The organism is Streptococcus suis, from assembly GCF_019856455.1.
Classification (GTDB): domain Bacteria; phylum Bacillota; class Bacilli; order Lactobacillales; family Streptococcaceae; genus Streptococcus; species Streptococcus suis_AE.
This window is the reverse complement of the sequence record NZ_CP082205.1, coordinates 1,935,382-1,953,307: the sequence shown is the minus strand read 5'-3', so window position 1 is coordinate 1,953,307 and position 17,926 is coordinate 1,935,382. Positions and strand designations below refer to the sequence as shown.

13 protein-coding genes, 10 tRNA genes, 3 rRNA genes and 1 pseudogene are annotated in these 17,926 nt (G+C 42.5%); 22 read left to right on the top strand and 5 right to left on the bottom strand.

The annotated features are described in order from the left end of the window. A complete protein-coding gene (locus K6969_RS09400) occupies window positions 1-372 on the top strand; it encodes a S1 RNA-binding domain-containing protein (protein ID WP_029173959.1) in 372 nt (123 codons plus the stop codon). A gap of 26 nt (window positions 373-398) precedes the next feature. On the opposite strand, the gene cysK is transcribed toward K6969_RS09400, so the two are convergent. Continuing rightward, window positions 399-1,325, bottom strand: a complete 927-nt coding sequence (gene cysK, locus K6969_RS09395; protein WP_029173960.1) for a cysteine synthase A — start codon at window positions 1,323-1,325, stop codon at window positions 399-401. An 88-nt stretch (window positions 1,326-1,413) separates the two neighbouring features. Further along, window positions 1,414-2,046 carry a YigZ family protein gene (locus K6969_RS09390; RefSeq protein WP_029173961.1) on the bottom strand — a complete coding sequence of 211 codons (633 nt, stop codon included), beginning with the start codon at window positions 2,044-2,046 and terminating at the stop codon, window positions 1,414-1,416. A gap of 56 nt (window positions 2,047-2,102) precedes the next feature. Between K6969_RS09390 and K6969_RS09385 the strand changes: the two genes are divergently transcribed. The 16 genes from K6969_RS09385 to K6969_RS09310 all read left to right on the top strand — a co-directional run bounded on the left by K6969_RS09385 (window position 2,103) and on the right by K6969_RS09310 (window position 11,280). Further along, complete coding sequence (locus K6969_RS09385) at window positions 2,103-3,395, top strand: DEAD/DEAH box helicase (protein ID WP_171943154.1); 1,293 nt, start codon at window positions 2,103-2,105, stop codon at window positions 3,393-3,395. Then, window positions 3,388-4,053: a ComF family protein gene (locus K6969_RS09380; protein WP_029173963.1), complete on the top strand. Its 666-nt coding sequence runs from the start codon at window positions 3,388-3,390 to the stop codon at window positions 4,051-4,053. The genes K6969_RS09385 and K6969_RS09380 overlap by 8 nt, the downstream gene beginning before the upstream one ends. 77 nt (window positions 4,054-4,130) lie before the next feature. Then, on the top strand, window positions 4,131-4,673 hold the full coding sequence (gene hpf / locus K6969_RS09375; RefSeq protein ID WP_014637536.1) for a ribosome hibernation-promoting factor, HPF/YfiA family: 543 nt from the start codon (window positions 4,131-4,133) through the stop codon (window positions 4,671-4,673). 419 nt (window positions 4,674-5,092) lie between these two features. Beyond that, window positions 5,093-6,641 (top strand): 16S ribosomal RNA (locus K6969_RS09370). 195 nt (window positions 6,642-6,836) lie between these two features. Further along, window positions 6,837-6,909 (top strand) — tRNA-Ala (locus K6969_RS09365). Window positions 6,910-7,203: 294 nt separating this feature from the next. Next, window positions 7,204-10,107 (top strand): 23S ribosomal RNA (locus K6969_RS09360). 202 nt (window positions 10,108-10,309) lie between these two features. Beyond that, window positions 10,310-10,425 (top strand): 5S ribosomal RNA (gene rrf, locus K6969_RS09355). Together the 16S, 23S and 5S rRNA genes with 10 tRNA genes alongside form the textbook arrangement of a ribosomal RNA operon. Before the next feature lie 5 nt (window positions 10,426-10,430). Continuing rightward, a tRNA-Val gene (locus K6969_RS09350) sits at window positions 10,431-10,503 on the top strand. A gap of 2 nt (window positions 10,504-10,505) precedes the next feature. Then, window positions 10,506-10,578, top strand: a tRNA-Asp gene (locus K6969_RS09345). A 65-nt stretch (window positions 10,579-10,643) separates the two neighbouring features. Beyond that, window positions 10,644-10,716: transfer RNA gene (locus tag K6969_RS09340), tRNA-Lys, on the top strand. Window positions 10,717-10,719: 3 nt separating this feature from the next. Beyond that, a tRNA-Leu gene (locus K6969_RS09335) sits at window positions 10,720-10,801 on the top strand. 18 nt (window positions 10,802-10,819) lie between these two features. Beyond that, window positions 10,820-10,892: transfer RNA gene (locus K6969_RS09330), tRNA-Thr, on the top strand. 12 nt (window positions 10,893-10,904) lie between these two features. Further along, window positions 10,905-10,976: transfer RNA gene (locus tag K6969_RS09325), tRNA-Gly, on the top strand. Window positions 10,977-10,983: 7 nt separating this feature from the next. Continuing rightward, window positions 10,984-11,067 (top strand) — tRNA-Leu (locus tag K6969_RS09320). A gap of 18 nt (window positions 11,068-11,085) precedes the next feature. After that, a tRNA-Arg gene (locus K6969_RS09315) sits at window positions 11,086-11,159 on the top strand. A 47-nt stretch (window positions 11,160-11,206) separates the two neighbouring features. Then, window positions 11,207-11,280, top strand: a tRNA-Pro gene (locus tag K6969_RS09310). Window positions 11,281-11,320: 40 nt separating this feature from the next. Here the strand turns inward: K6969_RS09310 and K6969_RS09305 are convergent. Together K6969_RS09305 and rlmD are read right to left on the bottom strand one after the other, a co-directional pair. Then, window positions 11,321-11,467, bottom strand: a pseudogene (locus tag K6969_RS09305) (transposase); the annotation flags it as partial. Between the two features lie 102 nt (window positions 11,468-11,569). Beyond that, window positions 11,570-12,922 (bottom strand): 23S rRNA (uracil(1939)-C(5))-methyltransferase RlmD, encoded by a 1,353-nt coding sequence (gene rlmD, locus K6969_RS09300; protein WP_105150601.1) that lies wholly within the window; start codon window positions 12,920-12,922, stop codon window positions 11,570-11,572. 37 nt (window positions 12,923-12,959) lie between these two features. Here rlmD and recX point away from each other — a divergent pair, with 37 nt between their 5' ends. From recX to K6969_RS09275, 5 genes are all read left to right on the top strand, one after another. After that, window positions 12,960-13,736, top strand: coding sequence for a recombination regulator RecX (recX, locus tag K6969_RS09295; RefSeq protein WP_105150600.1), 777 nt, complete (start codon window positions 12,960-12,962; stop codon window positions 13,734-13,736). A gap of 77 nt (window positions 13,737-13,813) precedes the next feature. Then, a complete protein-coding gene (locus K6969_RS09290; RefSeq protein ID WP_024375910.1) occupies window positions 13,814-14,347 on the top strand; it encodes a DUF402 domain-containing protein in 534 nt (177 codons plus the stop codon). A 57-nt stretch (window positions 14,348-14,404) separates the two neighbouring features. After that, window positions 14,405-14,722 (top strand): DUF960 domain-containing protein, encoded by a 318-nt coding sequence (locus K6969_RS09285; RefSeq protein ID WP_002942715.1) that lies wholly within the window; start codon window positions 14,405-14,407, stop codon window positions 14,720-14,722. Window positions 14,723-14,840: 118 nt separating this feature from the next. After that, window positions 14,841-15,971 (top strand): ISAs1 family transposase, encoded by a 1,131-nt coding sequence (locus K6969_RS09280; RefSeq protein WP_321537398.1) that lies wholly within the window; start codon window positions 14,841-14,843, stop codon window positions 15,969-15,971. Window positions 15,972-16,144: 173 nt separating this feature from the next. Continuing rightward, window positions 16,145-16,876, top strand: coding sequence for a GntR family transcriptional regulator (locus tag K6969_RS09275; RefSeq protein WP_029173622.1), 732 nt, complete (start codon window positions 16,145-16,147; stop codon window positions 16,874-16,876). Window positions 16,877-17,017: 141 nt separating this feature from the next. Here K6969_RS09275 and K6969_RS09270 read toward each other — a convergent pair whose 3' ends face one another. Continuing rightward, window positions 17,018-17,728 carry a GntR family transcriptional regulator gene (locus K6969_RS09270; protein ID WP_024377995.1) on the bottom strand — a complete coding sequence of 237 codons (711 nt, stop codon included), beginning with the start codon at window positions 17,726-17,728 and terminating at the stop codon, window positions 17,018-17,020. Window positions 17,729-17,926: the final 198 nt, after the last annotated feature.

Genomic DNA, 17,926 nt, shown 5'->3' with positions numbered 1-17,926 from the left:
ATGAAAATCGGAGATAAACTCAAGGGGACAGTAACGGGTATTCAACCGTATGGAGCCTTTGTACAATTAGAGAATGGGACGACGGGCCTAATCCATATCTCGGAAATCAAAACAGGTTTTGTTGATAATATTTATGATCATTTAAAATTGGGGCAAGAGGTTTTGGTACAGGTAGTCGACTTTGATGAATATACTGAAAAGGCTAGTTTATCAATCCGGACCTTGGAAGAAGAACAACAAAAAATTCCGCGTCATCATCGTTTTACAAATGAACGGAATAAAATTGGTTTTTCCCCTTTAGCAAAACAACTTCCGAAATGGATTGAGGAAGCTAAAGGCTATCTCAAAGAACCCAAAGAAAAGAAGGTATAGGATGCATTCCTAACCTTCTTTCTTTTTTAATCATTGAACTCGTAAAGAGCTGTTGATAAGTAACGTTCTCCGTTATCAGGCAAGATTGCCAACACTTTTTTTCCAGTTCCCAACTCCTTAGCGACTTCGATAGCAGCGTGAATTGCTGCACCTGAAGAAATACCAACTAAGAATCCTTCTTTTCCACCGATAGCACGACCTGTAGCTAAGGCATCGTCGGATTTGACACGAATAATGCCATCATAGGCGCTAGTGTCCAAAGTATCTGGAATAAAACCTGCCGAAATACCTTGGATCTTGTGCGGACCAGGTGCTTCACCAGATAAGACAGCTGATTCATCAGCTTCGACAGCATAGATAGCAATATCTGGATTTGCTGTCTTCAAAATATGCGAAACACCTGAAACGGTACCACCAGTACCAACGCCAGATACAAAGGCATCTAAACCGGTTGTGCCAAAGTCTTCCAAAATTTCCTGTCCTGTTGTATCTTCGTGAACTTTTGGATTGGATGGATTAGCAAACTGGAAAGGAACCCAGCCATTTTTTTCTTCAGCAATCTCTTTTGCTTTGGCGATAGCCCCTTTCATCCCTTCGCTACCAGGAGTCAAGACAAGTTCAGCTCCATAAGCTTGGATAATCTTACGACGCTCAACACTCATGGTTTCAGGCATGACGATAATCACCTTATAACCTTTTGCTGCTCCAACCCAAGCAAGACCGATACCAGTGTTACCACTTGTTGGCTCAACAATAGTATCTCCAGGTTTGATTGTACCAGCTTTTTCAGCATCTTCAATCATAGCCAAGGCGATACGGTCTTTTACAGAAGATCCTGGGTTAAAGGCCTCTAATTTCACATAGACCTCCGCTGCCCCCTCTGGAACGATATTATTGAGTTTAATAACAGGTGTTTTTCCAACTAATTGAGTAATGTTTTGATAAATAGCCATATGGCACCTCCAAATAATGTTATTATACATTATATAGTAGAAAGTCAAAAAAGGATAATATAAAAAACTATCTCGCCGATAGCTTTTTTTAATAGACAGGTACCTCAACGATACGAGAGTTAGCTTTTTCCGCGGATACCTTTCCGTGGTAAAAGTCAGTGAGACTTGCTAAGGTTTGTTCAAGGAATTCTTTATCTACAAAAATCATGGTTGAAACATCAGTCATGAAATGGGTATCAAATTCTTCTAGACCTTGCTCAGCTCGCCAATTGGCAAACTCTTGGTATTGGGCATAGGACATGCTAATGGAAATCCCTTCCTGCTCCTTAACTTCCACAACCCCGATTTCCTTGACTGCATTAGCCACGGTTCCAGCGTAAGCACGAATAAGTCCGCCTGCTCCGAGTTTGATACCTCCAAAATAGCGGGTAACCACCGTTGCGACATTGGTCAGTTCGTGATTTTCTAAAACTGTCAGCATTGGCACACCAGCAGTACCAGACGGCTCCCCATCATCTGAGGAACGCTTGATTTCCATATTTTCTCCAAGGACAAAAGCAGAGCAGTTATGAGTAGCCTTGTAATGTTCTTTCTTGATTTTGTTGATAAAGTCGCGAGCTTCCTCCTCGCTGGTCACTCGTTTCATAAAGCAGATAAATCGTGACTTTTTAATTTCTTCTTCAACAATACCATCTTCTCTAATTGTTTTAAATTCTTTCATAACCAAATTGTACTAATTTTTTTAAAAACTGACAAGAAATTCCGAATAAATAAGTGATGAAAGAATTAGAAAATTATTATGGAAGATTATTTACCAAATACCAATTGACAGCAAAAGAAAGAGAAAAAGCAGAAAAAGTGTCAAGTATTACAAAAAAGAATAACTGCTTTCGCTGTGGAACAACTTTTGAAGAAGAAAACAAATTGCCAAACGATGCTTATTACTGTCGAGCCTGCTTGCTTCTAGGCAGAGTACGGTCAGACGAAAAACTCTATCATTTTCCTCAGAAAGATTTTTCAATCACTAAGTGTTTAAAGTGGAAAGGTCAATTAACTGATTGGCAACAAAGAATTTCAGATGGACTAGTTGCAAACGTGGAAAATAATCGTGCGACATTGGTTCATGCAGTAACAGGAGCAGGTAAGACAGAAATGATCTACCACACCGTTGCCTCAGTGATTGATAAAGGCGGAGCGGTTTGCCTAGCCAGTCCTCGAATTGATGTTTGTATCGAACTCTATAAACGTCTGCAAAACGACTTTTCAGTTCCAATTAGTTTACTGCATGGAGAGTCTGAACCATATTTCCGAACCCCATTAGTTGTAGCAACCACACATCAGTTATTAAAATTTTATCAGGCCTTTGATTTGGTTTTGATTGATGAAGTAGACGCCTTTCCCTATGCAGATAATCCCATGCTCTATCAAGCAGCAGACAATGCGGTCAAGGAAGTCGGTGTTCAAGTTTTTCTGACGGCGACTTCAACAGATGAATTGGATAAAAAAGTCAGAACAGGCAAATTAAGTCGTCTTAGTTTGCCAAGGCGCTTTCATGGCAACCCACTTGTTGTCCCGCAAAAAGTCTGGTTTAGTAAATTCGATGATACCCTAAAGAAAAATAGACTAGTCCCAAAGTTGAAAAAAGCGATTGAAGAACAGAGAAAGTCAGGCTTTCCCTTACTTATTTTTGTCCCAGAAATCTCCAAAGGTCAAGAATTTACCAAGATAATGAAAAAAACATTCCCAGAAGAAACAATTGGCTTTGTATCCAGTCAAACAGAAAATCGCCTTGAAATAGTTGAAGGGTTTCGCAAGAGAGAAATCACAGTCTTAATCTCGACTACTATTCTTGAACGTGGGGTGACCTTCCCATGTGTAGACGTCTTTGTTGTTCAAGCCAATCATTACCTCTACACAGCGTCAAGTCTCGTTCAGATTGCAGGTCGGGTTGGTAGGAGTATGGAACGTCCGACTGGTTTACTCCAGTTTTATCATGAGGGAAGTACAGGAGCCATTGAAAAGGCAATCGCTGAAATTAAACAGATGAACAAGGAGGCTGGTTATGTCTAATTGTCTATTGTGCGGTCAAGCTATGAAAAATAAAACAAGATTTTCAGATCTCATCTTCTTTAGTAAAGAAAAATCGGGTATATGTGAAGAATGTTTTTCAACTTTTGAGGAAATAGCAGAGCAACACTGTCCACATTGTTATAAAAATGGAGAATCGGAAAGTTGCAAGGATTGTCAGTACTGGCAGAATCAAGGGAAAACAGTTGTCCACACAGCTTTGTACCAATATAATCAAGCGATGGCACATTATTTTAGTCGCTACAAATTTCAAGGAGACTATGTTTTAAGAAATATTTTTGCTAAAAAGCTTAGAATAGCGTTAAGCCAGTTTCCTGACTACACAATTGTTCCCATACCAATTAGTCAAAAACGACTATCAGAACGCGGTTTTAATCAAGTGGAAGGACTTTTGAGTGCTACAAATATTCCCTATCAGTCCCTTCTTGGAAAGTATGAAAGCCAAAAACAATCATCTAAAAATCGTGCAGAGAGACTAGAAGCAAAACAGATGTTCTATCTATTAGATGAAAAAGAAGTGCCAGAAAAAATATTATTATTCGACGATATATATACAACAGGAGCCACAATCCAACTTGCTGTAGAACTTTTCATGAAAATTGGTAGGAAAGAAATCAAAACATTTTCACTAACACGATGAGAAAACGGTTGCAATATTCTTATAATGTGGTATAATAATAGTGAAGAAAGGCGAAAGCCAAGAAAGAGGTACTAAATATGATTAAATTCAGTATTCGTGGAGAAAACCTTGAAGTTACAGATGCACTTCGCACCTATGTAGAAGAGAAAGTGGCTAAGATTGAGAAATATTTCAATGAAGAACAAGAGTTGAATGCTAAAGTAAATCTAAAAGTTTACCGTGACAAGCGCGCAAAAGTAGAAGTGACAATTCCAGTTGGAGCAGTTACACTTCGCGCAGAAGATATTTCACAAGAAATGTATGGCTCTATCGATCTTGTAGTAGATAAGATTGAACGTCAAATTCGTCGTAACAAAACCAAGATTGAACGAAAACATCGTCAAAAAGTGGCAACTGGTCAAGTCTTTACAGATGAACTTGTTGAGCAAACAGGTGAGGAAGTAAAAGTGGTTCGTACTAAGCAAGTAGACTTGAAACCAATGGATATGGAAGAAGCAGTCCTCCAATTGGAGTTGCTCGGACATGATTTCTTTATCTATACAGATGCTAATGACGGCACAACAAATGTATTGTATAGACGCGAAGATGGAGATTTGGGTCTTCTAGAGGTACGTCAATAAAGATAATAAAACAGTTGCAGTTTTTGCAGCTGTTTTATTATTTTCAAAAAACCGGTTGACAATGTATATAAGTCGTGATAGAATAAATGAGTTGTCTCTTGAGGGACTGGTTAATAGAGGAACGAAAAAAAGTTTCGAAAAAGTGTTGACAAGCCCATCAGAAGATGATAAAATAATTGAGTTGTCTCTTGCGGGACTGGTTAACAGAGGAACGAAAAAAAGTTTCAAAAAAGTGTTGACAAAGTTCACAAGAAATGATAAACTAAGATGGTTGTCGCGAGAGCGCGATAACGACAAGACCTTTGAAAATTAAAGAAGACGAACCAAACGTGCAGGGTGATTTATCTAAGGATAAATCGTCAATGACAAAAAAACAATAAAACGGAAAGCTAGCAATAGCTTGAGTTTGAATCAAAACTTTTAATGAGAGTTTGATCCTGGCTCAGGACGAACGCTGGCGGCGTGCCTAATACATGCAAGTAGAACGCTGAAGTCTGGTGCTTGCACTAGACGGATGAGTTGCGAACGGGTGAGTAACGCGTAGGTAACCTGCCTCATAGCGGGGGATAACTATTGGAAACGATAGCTAATACCGCATAACAGTATTTACCGCATGGTAGATACTTGAAAGGAGCAATTGCTTCACTATGAGATGGACCTGCGTTGTATTAGCTAGTTGGTGAGGTAACGGCTCACCAAGGCTTCGATACATAGCCGACCTGAGAGGGTGATCGGCCACACTGGGACTGAGACACGGCCCAGACTCCTACGGGAGGCAGCAGTAGGGAATCTTCGGCAATGGGGGCAACCCTGACCGAGCAACGCCGCGTGAGTGAAGAAGGTTTTCGGATCGTAAAGCTCTGTTGTAAGAGAAGAACTGTGAGAAGAGTGGAAAGTTTCTCATTTGACGGTATCTTACCAGAAAGGGACGGCTAACTACGTGCCAGCAGCCGCGGTAATACGTAGGTCCCGAGCGTTGTCCGGATTTATTGGGCGTAAAGCGAGCGCAGGCGGTTTGATAAGTCTGAAGTAAAAGGCTGTGGCTTAACCATAGTACGCTTTGGAAACTGTCAAACTTGAGTGCAGAAGGGGAGAGTGGAATTCCATGTGTAGCGGTGAAATGCGTAGATATATGGAGGAACACCGGTGGCGAAAGCGGCTCTCTGGTCTGTAACTGACGCTGAGGCTCGAAAGCGTGGGGAGCGAACAGGATTAGATACCCTGGTAGTCCACGCCGTAAACGATGAGTGCTAGGTGTTGGGTCCTTTCCGGGACTCAGTGCCGCAGCTAACGCATTAAGCACTCCGCCTGGGGAGTACGACCGCAAGGTTGAAACTCAAAGGAATTGACGGGGGCCCGCACAAGCGGTGGAGCATGTGGTTTAATTCGAAGCAACGCGAAGAACCTTACCAGGTCTTGACATCCCGATGACCGCCCTAGAGATAGGGTTTCTCTTCGGAGCATCGGTGACAGGTGGTGCATGGTTGTCGTCAGCTCGTGTCGTGAGATGTTGGGTTAAGTCCCGCAACGAGCGCAACCCCTATTGTTAGTTGCCATCATTCAGTTGGGCACTCTAGCGAGACTGCCGGTAATAAACCGGAGGAAGGTGGGGATGACGTCAAATCATCATGCCCCTTATGACCTGGGCTACACACGTGCTACAATGGCTGGTACAACGAGTCGCAAGTCGGTGACGGCAAGCTAATCTCTTAAAGCCAGTCTCAGTTCGGATTGTAGGCTGCAACTCGCCTACATGAAGTCGGAATCGCTAGTAATCGCGGATCAGCACGCCGCGGTGAATACGTTCCCGGGCCTTGTACACACCGCCCGTCACACCACGAGAGTTTGTAACACCCGAAGTCGGTGAGGTAACCTTTTAGGAGCCAGCCGCCTAAGGTGGGATAGATGATTGGGGTGAAGTCGTAACAAGGTAGCCGTATCGGAAGGTGCGGCTGGATCACCTCCTTTCTAAGGAAATGGAAACCTGTACGTCAGTCTTCTTTAATTTTGAGAGGTCTTGTGGGGCCTTAGCTCAGCTAAGCGAAACCTTTAGGTTGAAGCTTTGTCGAAACTAGCGGAGCTAGTGCACGACAGGGGCCAGCGTCTCAAAAATGATATTATATCGAAACAATTAAATACGTTAACAGGTACATAAAAATGTACGGGGCCTTAGCTCAGCTGGGAGAGCGCCTGCTTTGCACGCAGGAGGTCAGCGGTTCGATCCCGCTAGGCTCCATTAACAGGAGAAATCTTGTTAAGAAGGATAGTTGAATTCACGACTAACTTCTTAGGAAAATAGACAATCTTCCTTGTGTGCAAGACACACAGCGTCAGATTCCTAATTTTCTACAGAAGTTTCGCTAAGGCGACTGTCGTTCATATCCTAAACTTGTCCATTGAAAATTGAATATCTATCAAACATTCCTGATGTATCTGAAAGGATACATTAAGAAATAGTAACAAGAAAATAAACCGAAAACGCTGTGAATATTTAATGAGTTTTCTAGTTTAGAAAAAAACTAGTAATTAAGGTTAAGTTAATAAGGGCGCACGGTGGATGCCTTGGCACTAGAAGCCGATGAAGGACGTGACTAACGACGAAATGCCTTGGGGAGCTGTAAGTAAGCAATGATCCAGGGATGTCCGAATGGGGGAACCCGGCAGGTAATGCCTGTCACTCACTACTGTTAAGGTAGTGCAGAGGAAGACGCAGTGAACTGAAACATCTAAGTAGCTGCAGGAAGAGAAAGCAAAAGCGATTGCCTTAGTAGCGGCGAGCGAAACGGCAGGAGGGCAAACCGAGGAGTTTACTCCTCGGGGTTGTAGGACTGCAATGTGGACTTAAAGAGTATAGAAGAACTACCTGGGAAGGTAGGCCAAAGAGAGTAACAGCCTCGTATTTGAAATATTCTTTATACCTAGCAGTATCCTGAGTACGGCGAGACACGCGAAATCTCGTCGGAATCCGGGAGGACCATCTCCCAACCCTAAATACTCTCTAGTGACCGATAGTGAACCAGTACCGTGAGGGAAAGGTGAAAAGTACCCCGGAAGGGGAGTGAAATAGAACCTGAAACCGTGTGCCTACAACAAGTTCGAGCCCGTTAATGGGTGAGAGCGTGCCTTTTGTAGAATGAACCGGCGAGTTACGATATGATGCGAGGTTAAGTTGAAGAGGCGGAGCCGTAGGGAAACCGAGTCTTAATAGGGCGGATTAGTATTATGTCGTAGACCCGAAACCATGTGACCTACCCATGAGCAGGTTGAAGGTGCGGTAAGACGCACTGGAGGACCGAACCAGGGCACGTTGAAAAGTGCTTGGATGACTTGTGGGTAGCGGAGAAATTCCAAACGAACTTGGAGATAGCTGGTTCTCTCCGAAATAGCTTTAGGGCTAGCGTCGACATTTGAGAATCTTGGAGGTAGAGCACTGTTTGGATGAGGGGGCCATCTCGGTTTACTGATTTCAGATAAACTCCGAATGCCAATGATTTATGGTCGGCAGTCAGACTGCGAGTGCTAAGATCCGTAGTCGAAAGGGAAACAGCCCAGACCACCAGCTAAGGTCCCAAAATAATTGTTAAGTGGAAAAGGATGTGGGGTTGCACAGACAACTAGGATGTTAGCTTAGAAGCAGCTATTCATTCAAAGAGTGCGTAATAGCTCACTAGTCGAGTGACCCTGCGCCGAAAATGTACCGGGGCTAAAACAATTTACCGAAGCTGTGGATAACACATTAGTGTTATGGTAGGAGAGCGTTCTATGTGTGAAGAAGGTATACCGTGAGGAGTGCTGGAACGCATAGAAGTGAGAATGCCGGTATGAGTAGCGAAAGATGGGTGAGAATCCCATCCACCGTAAGACTAAGGTTTCCAGGGGAAGGCTCGTCCGCCCTGGGTTAGTCGGGACCTAAGGAGAGACCGAAGGGTGTATCCGATGGACAACAGGTTGATATTCCTGTACTAGAGTATGAAGTGATGGAGGGACGCAGTAGGCTAACTAAAGCGGGCGATTGGAAGAGCCCGTCTAAGCAGTGAGGTGTGATATGAGTCAAATGCTTGTATCTGTAACATTGAGCTGTGATGGGGAGCGAAGTTTAGTAGCGAAGTTAGTGACGTCACACTGCCGAGAAAAGCTTCTAGCGATGTATCATACTCTACCCGTACCGCAAACCGACACAGGTAGTCGAGGCGAGTAGCCTCAGGTGAGCGAGAGAACTCTCGTTAAGGAACTCGGCAAAATGACCCCGTAACTTCGGGAGAAGGGGTGCTGACTTAAAGTCAGCCGCAGTGAATAGGCCCAAGCAACTGTTTATCAAAAACACAGCTCTCTGCTAAATCGTAAGATGATGTATAGGGGGTGACGCCTGCCCGGTGCTGGAAGGTTAAGAGGAGGGTTTAGCGCAAGCGAAGATCTGAATTGAAGCCCCAGTAAACGGCGGCCGTAACTATAACGGTCCTAAGGTAGCGAAATTCCTTGTCGGGTAAGTTCCGACCCGCACGAAAGGCGTAATGATTTGGGCACTGTCTCAACGAGAGACTCGGTGAAATTTTAGTACCTGTGAAGATGCAGGTTACCCGCGACAGGACGGAAAGACCCCATGGAGCTTTACTGCAGTTTGATATTGAGTATCTGTACCACATGTACAGGATAGGTAGGAGCCTATGAAGTCGGGACGCCAGTTTCGACAGAGGCGCTGTTGGGATACTACCCTTGTGTTATGGCTACTCTAACCCGGATAGGTTATCCCTATCGGAGACAGTGTCTGACGGGCAGTTTGACTGGGGCGGTCGCCTCCTAAAAGGTAACGGAGGCGCCCAAAGGTTCCCTCAGAATGGTTGGAAATCATTCGCAGAGTGTAAAGGTATAAGGGAGCTTGACTGCGAGAGCTACAACTCGAGCAGGGACGAAAGTCGGGCTTAGTGATCCGGTGGTTCCGTATGGAAGGGCCATCGCTCAACGGATAAAAGCTACCCTGGGGATAACAGGCTTATCTCCCCCAAGAGTTCACATCGACGGGGAGGTTTGGCACCTCGATGTCGGCTCGTCGCATCCTGGGGCTGTAGTCGGTCCCAAGGGTTGGGCTGTTCGCCCATTAAAGCGGCACGCGAGCTGGGTTCAGAACGTCGTGAGACAGTTCGGTCCCTATCCGTCGCGGGCGTAGGAAATTTGAGAGGATCTGCTCCTAGTACGAGAGGACCAGAGTGGACTTACCGCTGGTGTACCAGTTGTCTTGCCAAAGGCATCGCTGGGTAGCTATGTAGGGACGGGATAAACGCTGAAAGCATCTAAGTGTGAAACCCACCTCAAGATGAGATTTCCCATAACTTTATGTTAGTAAGAGCCCTGAGAGATGATCAGGTAGATAGGTTGGAAGTGGAAGTGTGGCGACACATGTAGCGGACCAATACTAATCGCTCGAGGACTTATCCAAGATAAGTAATGAGAACGTTAAGAAAAGCGTATGATTTTAGGAAATCAACGCGGAAGTCGGTTAGACTTCAAGGCGATTTTTCTAAATCGCTAGCTTTTTAGTTCGAATACAATTACTTATTAAAACTAGAGTCAATATTGACAAGCGCACGGTTTCTTGTTAGAATATAGATATTCAATTTTGAGTTGACAAGACTCATTAGTTAAGTGACGATAGCCTAGGAGATACACCTGTACCCATGCCGAACACAGCAGTTAAGCCCTAGAACGCCTGAAGTAGTTGGGGGGTGCCCCCTGTTAGATACGGTAGTCGCTTAGCAATTTGGGAGTTTAGCTCAGCTGGGAGAGCATCTGCCTTACAAGCAGAGGGTCAGCGGTTCGATCCCGTTAACTCCCATAGGTCCCGTAGTGTAGCGGTTATCACGTCGCCCTGTCACGGCGAAGATCGCGGGTTCGATTCCCGTCGGGACCGTTCAAATAGTCTGGGAGACTATTTGAAGTTGGAGATAGAGCAAACGGAGTTTGCTTCATATTTTCGACTCGTTAGCTCAGTTGGTAGAGCAATTGACTTTTAATCAATGGGTCGCTGGTTCGAGCCCAGCACGAGTCATATGCGGGTTTGGCGGAATTGGCAGACGCACCAGATTTAGGATCTGGCGCTTTCGGGCGTGGGGGTTCAAGTCCCTTAACCCGCATAGGAGAAATATAATTTAGCCGGCTTAGCTCAGTTGGTAGAGCATCTGATTTGTAATCAGAGGGTCGCGTGTTCAAGTCATGTAGCCGGCATTAGGAAAGATTGCGAACGTAGTTCAGTGGTAGAACACCACCTTGCCAAGGTGGGGGTCGCGGGTTCGAATCCCGTCGTTCGCTTTGAGAGGCCGGGGTGGCGGAACTGGCAGACGCACAGGACTTAAAATCCTGCGATGGCAACATCGTACCGGTTCGATTCCGGTCCTCGGCATGAAGATTATAATAGTTAGCACCCTTAGCTCAACTGGATAGAGTACCTGACTACGAATCAGGCGGTTAGAGGTTCGACTCCTCTAGGGTGCATCACTCGCTTAATGGAGACGTTAGGGGAGCTTTATTTTTAATAGTATCGGGAAGTAGCTCAGCTTGGTAGAGTACTTGGTTTGGGACCAAGGTGTCGCAGGTTCGAATCCTGTCTTCCCGATTATTGTAAGAGAGCAGCAATGTTCTTTTTTAGCTCTTTGTCAACTGTAGTGGGTAGATGAAAAGCTAACACCAAGAGAGTACGAACTTCGTTCTCTCTCTCTTATCTTCCGGAAACCAAAGGCATTTCTTTTAATGACTTTGATGAGATTGTTAGTTGTTTCTAATTTGGTGTTGGAAAATATGAGTTTTGTTGTTTTTCAGTGTAGGTCATAGGGGACTTTTTTCTACACTCAAAAAGGCTCTATATGACTATGGTGGGTTTACCCGTCATAGTCTTATAGTGCCTTTTATTTTTTGCTTAGTTTAACAACCGCCTCTGTCCGTGCTGTGTGGGGAAACATGTCGACAGATTGAATGTATTCTACCTTGTAGGCTTTGCTTAGCTCAACAAGGTCCCTTGCAAGAGTGGAGACGTTGCAGGATACATAAACCATTTTAGCTGGTTTGTAATCCAAAATGGTTTTGAGGAGCTTTTCGTCGAGTCCAGTTCGTGGAGGATCAACTACCAAGGCATCGGCCCTGTAGCCTTCTTGGTACCACTTTGGAATGATTTCTTCTGCTTTACCTGCCTCATAGTGGGTATTGGATAGTCCCATTCGTTTAGCGTTTGCTTTAGCATCCTCGATGGCTTCTGGAATAATGTCCATACCTCGAACAGATTTGACCTTTTTAGCAAAGGCGAAGCCGATTGTGCCCACGCCACAGTAGGCATCAATCAAGTCTTCATCTCCTGAAATATCCAAAGCCTTGACGGCCTCGCCATATAGAATTTCTGTTTGTTGGGGATTTAGTTGGTAAAATGCCCGTGGAGATAGTGAGAATTCGTAATCTAAAACAGCTTCATCGATAGCTTGTTCGCCCCATAAAATTTCTGTTTTTTCACCATAAATATCACTCGTTTTCTGTCTATTCCAGTTTAGAGCAATAGTGATTATACTTGGAAATTGACTGGTGAGTTCATCAATTAATTTAATAAGATTAACCTGACAAGAGGTGACAAAGATCACTTGAACTTGACCTGTTTTTCGAGCCTTGCGGACCATAACCGTGCGGATTCCATGTTGCTTGCGCTCATTATAAATAGGAATACGGTGCTTGGTGAGTAGCTTTGCGATTCCGTTGATAATCTCTTGTGTTTCGGCATCTTGGACGTAACAATTCGTAATTCCGATCAAGCGATGGGAATTTTCCGCATAGAGACCGGCCTTGACTTCCCCCTTGAATGAACGGGTTTGAAATTGTAATTTAGCCCGATAATGACTTGGCTGATCCATTCCAATGGTTGGGTGAATAAGATAATCCTCATAGCCTGCTGGCTTAAATTTCTTCAAGGCTTGTTGGAGCAGGTCTTGCTTGAAGTCCAGTTGCTTGTCATAACGGAGGTGCATGATTTGACAGCCACCACAGGCTTGATAAATGTCACAGCTTGGTTTGACTCGGAATTTTGATTCCTTGTTAATTTTCAGTAGCCTTGCTTCCACAAAATTACGTTTAACAGAGGTTACTTGACAATAGATTTCTTCCCCCTTGAGGGCACCAGGAACAAAGACTAGCGTTTTTTGATAAAAGCCAATACCTTCGCCATTGATACCCATTCGCTTGATTTTCAAGGGAATTCGTTGGTTTACTTGTAGATTCATATTATTATTTTACCGAAAATTCCTGTATAATGAAAGAATGAGAATTACAAAAATCGAAAAGAAAAAACGGCTCTATCTCTTAGAAGTTGACGGACAGGAAAACACCTATATTACAGAAGATACCATTGTTCACTTCATGCTCAGTAAGGATAAGGACATCACAGAAGAGGAATTTGGAGCCATTCGGGATTTTGCCCAATTTTCCTATGGGAAAAATTTAGCCCTGTATTTCATTTCCTTCAAGCAGAGAACCAAAAAAGAGGTACTTGATTATCTGGAAAAATATGAGATTGCAGGAGACACTGCTCTAAAAATTGTTGCTAATTTGGAAGAAGATAGGTGGATTGACGATAAAGCCTATGTAGAAACCTATATACGTCAGAATGGCTTGAATGGTGACAAGGGACCAGCTATGCTTCGTCAAAAATTGATGATGAAGGGAATTTCGAAATCAATAATTGAAGATGGACTGGCTGGGATTGATTTTTCAGACCTGGCAATAAGGGTTGTAGAAAAATTATGTCGAAAGTACCAAGCTAAATTGCCCCTTCGAGCCTTACAGGATAAGCTGGTTCAGGGCTTGATAACAAAGGGATTTTCCTATGAGCTTGCCAAACAAAGCCTTGCTCAATTAGACTTGACCTCGGATGAAGAGAATGAAGTAGATTTAATTGCCAAGGAGTTAGATAAGCAGTATCGGAAATACAGCCGAAAATATGAGGGTTATGAGCTGAAACAACGTTTGACACAGGCTTTAGCCCGAAAGGGATTTGATTTTGATGCAATAAAAACAGCCCTTCGTGAATATCTCTGAGAAAAATTTTCGCCTAGGTTAGAAAAATATGGTATAATAGTCAAGATAAATTGTAATTGTAGAAAGTTGGTAACAAAGTGAAATTACCAAAGGAAGGCGACTTTATTACAATTCAAAGTTATAAGCATGACGGTGAAATTCATCGCACTTGGCGTGACACCATGGTATTAAAAACAACGGAAAATGCTATTATTGGAGTCAATAATCATACCTTAGTGACTGAAAATGATGGCAGGCGTTGGGTAACAAGAGAACCAGCAATCGTTTATTTTCATAAAAAATACTGGTTCAATATCATAGCAATGATTCGTGAAAACGGAGTTTCCTATTATTGTAACCTAGCAAGTCCATATGTTCTCGACAATGAGGCACTCAAATACATTGATTATGACTTAGATGTTAAGGTCTTTGCTGATGGTGAAAAGAGATTGCTGGATGTGGATGAATATAAGCGTCATCGTAAGGCGATGAAGTATTCGGATGATATTGATTTTATTTTGAAGGAAAATGTCAAGATACTGGTTGATTGGATCAATAATCAGCGCGGCCCTTTCTCTCCAGCCTACGTTAATATCTGGTACAAACGCTATTTAGAACTGAGAAGTAGATAAAGTTAGAAAAGAAAATCCTGTTTTACAGGCTTTTTTCTTATTGTAAAGGAGGGGCTTATGGCCTTTGAACAAACAAATGGGCGCTATGCAAGTTTTGGAGTTGTGACCTCGCTTCCTGGGGAAGTGATTGATAGTTTCTGGTATGTTATTGATCACTACTTAAAAGGAGTTATTCCTTTGAAAAATGTAATCCGTTTTTCTATCAAAAATCGTCGTGGTAAGATTACGCTGGTCTTTTCGCAGGAAGGTTATAAAAATGTACTGGCTGTAGATTTAAGTAGTCGTTTTGATCCTTTTTATCCATCAACAATCTTGGTAATGGACAAGCAGGGAAAAGAGACCATTACTTTGCCAGATGAGGTGACCTTGCTTTAGCTTGAAGAGCTGGTATTTTATCACACGCCAAACGCATGAAGAAAAAATCGTTTTCAGAAAACGAAAATCATAACCAAACCTCAATCAAAGTAGTACACTAGAATAGAGGTGAACTACTTTGATTGATTTTCTTTTATCCATAGAAGAGCACAAAGAAGAGTATGATAGCCGTCAAGCATGGAAAATCCGCTATCCTTTATCTACTATTCTCTTTCTAGTTTTCGCTTGTCAGTTGGCAGGGATTGAAACGTGGAAAGAGATGGAAGATTTCATAGAAATGAACGAATCTGTTTTGGGAGAATACGTTGACTTGAGTGTCGGCTGTCCTTCTCATGACACTTTGGAACGTGTTGTGAGTATGGTCAATCCAGATTTCTTACAGGAACTGAAACTGTCCTTTGAAGTCTCTTCTGAAGCAACTGATTTTTCAAAATTGATTGCCGTTGACGGAAAAACGATTCGGGGGAACCGAGGAAAACACCAATCCCCTACTCATATTGTCACTGCCTATGATGGTGGTAATCGGCTTAGTCTTGGTCAGGTAGCTGTTGAGGATAAAAGTAATGAAATCACAGCCATTCCTCGCCTCTTGCGTCAGCTAGACCTTCGTAAGAGTGTCGTTACGATTGATGCGATGGGAACACAGACTGATATAGTGGATGTGATTATCGGCGGTAAGGGTGATTATTGCTTGGCAGTCAAAGGAAATCAAGGCAATCTCCATGAGGATATTGACCTCTATTTTAGCGATGCCAAATTGTTATCTAAGTTGACGGCGAAAGGCAGTCATTATCAGACCGTTGAAAAGGCACGCAGTCAGATTGAGGTGAGGGACTACTGGATTTCTCACGATGTGAAATGGTTGAGTCAACGCCATCCAAAATGGAAAAAACTTCGTGGAATTGGTATGGCTAAGAATACCATTGATAAAGACGGTATCATCACGGAAGAAGTTCGATACTTTATCCTCAGTTTCAAGAGTGATGCGCAGACTTTTTCACAGGTTGTTCGCGGTCATTGGTCGGTTGAGAGCCTACATTGGTTGTTAGATGTGGTTTACCGAGAAGATAAGAACCAAACCTTAGATAAACGAGCTGCTTTCAATTTAAATGCTATTCGTAAGGTCTGTCTTCATCTTTTACAAAATATGACATTCCCTAAGGAGCAGCTGAGTTACCGTCGCAAACAACGCTATATTTCTGTCCATTTGGAGGATTACCTGCCACAATTATTTGGACATCGAGGATAAGGTGCTTGTATAAAGGTAGATACTAAGTTTAAAGCAGTTATTTCCGGGGACAAAAGGAGAGAAGAAAGTTTTCATGCGTATGGCGTGTATTTTATCACCTAAGATATTGTTAATATATGAAATTTGGTGTAAAATAGATTTGTAAGCTTATGTGGGTTAGAAAGGAGGAGTCTATGGTTAGTCAAACTGTTGAAAAACCTCTCTATTTGCAGTTGGTTGATAAATTGGAAGTTGCAATTCGTGAGAGGATGGCTCCGAATGACAAGTTATTTTCAGAGCGTGAGTTGACACAGGTTTATGGTGTCAGTCGTATTACAGTTCGTTTGGCTTTGCAAGAATTGGAAAAACGTGGTTTAGTCTATAAGAAGCATGGTAAGGGAACCTATGTATCTGAGATTTCAGATACTGCAGTTGATTTGTCTCAGGCCTATAGTTTTACTGAGCAAATGAAAAAAATTGGGAAAGTACCAAGGACATCGATTTTATCCTTTGAATTGGTTAAGGCGTCGGACTATATTGCGCAGCATCTACAACTTAGTCAGGGTGAGGAAGTGTTTGAAGTTGAACGTTTGAGACTTGCAGATGAGGTTCCGATGATGTTGGAAAGGACATATGTTCCTGCCTCGCTATTTCCTGGATTAGCTGCTCAGCGAATGAAGTCAACTCCCTTGTATGAAATTTTTTCAGAGGATTATCATCAGGTGATTCGTTTGGCAGAAGAAGAGTTCTATGCAAGTATTGCTTTGGATAATGAAGCTAAGATACTCGGAATTCCAAGTAATAGTCCAGTGCTTCATTTGGTAAGAAAAACGTATAATGATAAGAATAGAATTATCGAGTTTACGTTTAGTATTGCTAGAGCGGACCAGTTTCGTTACAAGATTACCCATCAACGGGGATATTAGAATTAATACTCTTCGAAAATCAAAATTATTCGTTGTCAAGAGCCTTGATGAAATCCAGTTCTATCTTCGGTTTCGTTTCCTAGGCTACTTTTGATTGCTATTGGGTATGAAAAAAAACGCGGACGTTAGTCTGCGTTTTTTTTAGCGATGATTGGCTGTAATTTCAAATTTGTAATACTTCCAGTGTTTGTAAGTTTCAGTATATTCCATCACTTCACCGCTAGTACTGTTAGTAGTTGTTTTGTTTTGTAGTACAGCTGGTTCAGTCGCTTTTAATTTCAAATGAGTGGCAACCTCTTTTGGACATGGGCTGACAATTTCATTTGTTTCTACAAATGGTTCCTCGGACATGTGGATATTGTAGTCCAGTTTGAAGCGTTGATAGATTGATTGATAGTGCTCGAGTGGAGCATCGGGATTCTGGATATATCGTTGAGGGATATATGAATTGTGGAAGATGTATGGAGTGTCTTCTGCTGCGCGGACGCGTACAATTTTATAGTAAAACTCATTCTTGTCAAGATTTAGTTTTTCAAGGATATCGGGTTTATTGCCTTTTTCGCACGAGAGAACAGTAACCTTATCCTTATCCATCGGAAAAATCTCAATATCAGAAAATTCTACAAGCCGTCCTTTGCGTGAACGGGATACAAAGGTCCCTTTACCTTGTTGACGAACGAGGTAGCCGTCTTTAACTAGTTCGTTTACTGCACGAATAACGGTGATAGAGCTAACGTTAAATAGTTTTGTTAATTCAGATTCTGTGTAAAATTTGTCGCCATTTTCAAATTTACCAGAAATGATTTGCTGACGTAAGTCATTTTGTACAAGCTGGTACTTAGGTACTTTCATACTTATTTCCTTCCTTTCCGTAACTCATTATACTAAATTAATTGATGGAAATCAAAAAAAATAGCTGAAATCCATAAAAAAATAGATGTAATCCCTTTCTGACTGATGAAATAGATGTGTTTGCAAAAAAAAAAGTAAAAATTTTTTAAAAAGTACTGGACATAACCACAAATAAGTGTTAGTATATTAATAGAAAGG

Excerpts from the sequence above, each read along its gene's own strand:
- K6969_RS09400 (WP_029173959.1), top strand. The coding sequence starts at position 1 with ATGAAAATCGGAGATAAACTCAAGGGGACAGTAACGGGTATTCAACCG.
- cysK (WP_029173960.1), bottom strand. The coding sequence starts at position 1,325 with ATGGCTATTTATCAAAACATTACTCAATTAGTTGGAAAAACACCTGTT.
- K6969_RS09390 (WP_029173961.1), bottom strand. The coding sequence starts at position 2,046 with ATGAAAGAATTTAAAACAATTAGAGAAGATGGTATTGTTGAAGAAGAA.
- K6969_RS09385 (WP_171943154.1), top strand. The coding sequence starts at position 2,103 with ATGAAAGAATTAGAAAATTATTATGGAAGATTATTTACCAAATACCAA.
- K6969_RS09380 (WP_029173963.1), top strand. The coding sequence starts at position 3,388 with ATGTCTAATTGTCTATTGTGCGGTCAAGCTATGAAAAATAAAACAAGA.
- hpf (WP_014637536.1), top strand. The coding sequence starts at position 4,131 with ATGATTAAATTCAGTATTCGTGGAGAAAACCTTGAAGTTACAGATGCA.
- rlmD (WP_105150601.1), bottom strand. The coding sequence starts at position 12,922 with ATGAATCTACAAGTAAACCAACGAATTCCCTTGAAAATCAAGCGAATG.
- recX (WP_105150600.1), top strand. The coding sequence starts at position 12,960 with ATGAGAATTACAAAAATCGAAAAGAAAAAACGGCTCTATCTCTTAGAA.
- K6969_RS09285 (WP_002942715.1), top strand. The coding sequence starts at position 14,405 with ATGGCCTTTGAACAAACAAATGGGCGCTATGCAAGTTTTGGAGTTGTG.
- K6969_RS09275 (WP_029173622.1), top strand. The coding sequence starts at position 16,145 with ATGGTTAGTCAAACTGTTGAAAAACCTCTCTATTTGCAGTTGGTTGAT.
- K6969_RS09270 (WP_024377995.1), bottom strand. The coding sequence starts at position 17,728 with ATGAAAGTACCTAAGTACCAGCTTGTACAAAATGACTTACGTCAGCAA.